Raw genomic sequence first — 1,712 nt, 5'->3', positions numbered from 1 at the left:
CGCGCCAACGAGATCCTGAAACGCGCAGCGAGTTTCTTCGGGGCGGAGCTCGACCGCCAAAACAAGAAGTAGTCTCCTTCATCGACGCCCACCGCTGACCGCGCTCGCTGAATTTCCCCACTGATGCTCATCGAAATTCCCCACCCGTGTGGCGCCGCCGAGAAGGGCGGGCCTCCCTCGATGCTGCTGGTCTCTGACGCCAACAGCTCCATTCGACGGAGGCCCGCTTTCTCATGCTCACATGGGAGAACGACATGGAAGTACATGCCCTGGGTAAACGTGGTTGGTCGATCGCAGCGATCGCCCGCCACACCGGCCATGACCGCAAGACAGTCCGCAAGTACCTGGCTGGCGACGCCACGCCGGGAGTACGGGCCCGGCCGTCACCGGACCCGTTCGACCCGTTCGTCGACTACGTCACCGCCCGGCTGATCGAGGACCTACATCTGTGGGCCCGGACTCTCTACGACGAACTGGAGGGCCTCGGGTTCGAGCTGTCGTATCAGAGTCTGACCCGCAACATCCGGACCCGACTGTTGCGGCCAACGTGTATGGCGTGTCGGACGGCCACCGAACGCCCCAACGCGATCATCACCCACGAACCGGGTGACGAAACCCAATGGGACTGGCTGGAATTGCCCAACCCACCCGAATCGTGGGGGTGGGGGCAAGACGGCCCATCTGCTGGTCGGGTCGCTGGCACACTCCGGCAAGTGGCGGGCCGAGCTGTCACCGTCGGAGGATCAGCCCCACCTCATCGCCGCGCTCGACCGCGTGACCCGTGGCCTGGGTGGGGTGTCACGGGTGTGGCGGTTCGACCGGATGGCCACCGTGTGCGACCCGGGCTCGGGCCGAGTCACCGCGACCTTCGCCGGGGTCGCCAAACACTACGGGGTGTCGGTGGCGATCTGCCCACCGCGGCGCGGTAACCGCAAGGGTGTGGTGGAGAAGATCAATCACACGGCGGCACAGCGCTGGTGGCGCACCCTGGCCGATGAGATGACCGTCGAACAAGCACAGGTCAGTGTGGATAGCTTCGCCCGCGTCCGCGGCGACACCCGCCTGCGGGCCACCGCCGACGGCCGCTCCTCGGTCGCCGTGGTCGCCAAGGCCGAACCGCTCTCACCGCTGCTGGCCCGGCCCTATCCGGTCATCATCACCGAGACGCGGACGGCGTCACGCCAAGCGTTGGTGTCCTACCGCGGCAACCGCTACTCGGTGCCACCGGAGCTGGCCACAGCCCAGGTCAGAGTCTCCCATCCCGTGGGTGGGGAGTACCTCGACATCGCCACCGCCGGCGGCATCGTCATCGCCCGGCATCGGATCGCCGCTGACGGCTCGGGGTGATGGTCCGCGACAGCGGACACGTCATCGCCCTGGACACCGCCGCGATGACCACCGCCACCACCGGGCGACCGCACCGCCGCAAGGAACGCATCCCACCCGGGTCCGAGGCGAAAGCCGCTGCCGCTCGACTTCTTCAGATGCATCAGAACGCCTCCACCTCCGATCGACCCCGCACGCCGTCAACCGATTCCACTGTCATCGACCTCTCCGCCTACGAGCGGGTCGCCCAGAACAGGACCATCCCATGACCCCCACCGCACGCACCCCCACGACCACCACCGCCACCGAGTCACCATCGGCTGCGGCCAGCCGGTATCAGCAGCTGCGCTCTCACTTGGCCGAACTCAAACTGCACGCCGTCGCCG

At 67.2% G+C, this 1,712-nt stretch carries 2 pseudogenes; both read left to right on the top strand.

Annotated elements, in window-relative coordinates:
- Nucleotides 1-233 precede the first annotated feature (233 nt).
- Nucleotides 234-1,595, top strand: a pseudogene (locus tag ABZ195_RS28605) (IS21 family transposase).
- A pseudogene (locus ABZ195_RS28600) lies at nucleotides 1,592-1,712 on the top strand (transposase); the annotation flags it as partial. The pseudogenes ABZ195_RS28605 and ABZ195_RS28600, both read left to right, overlap by 4 nt.

The organism is Mycobacterium sp. NPDC006124 (genome assembly GCF_040614235.1).
GTDB lineage: Bacteria > Actinomycetota > Actinomycetes > Mycobacteriales > Mycobacteriaceae > Mycobacterium.
This window is presented reverse-complemented; position numbering and strand designations above follow the sequence as displayed.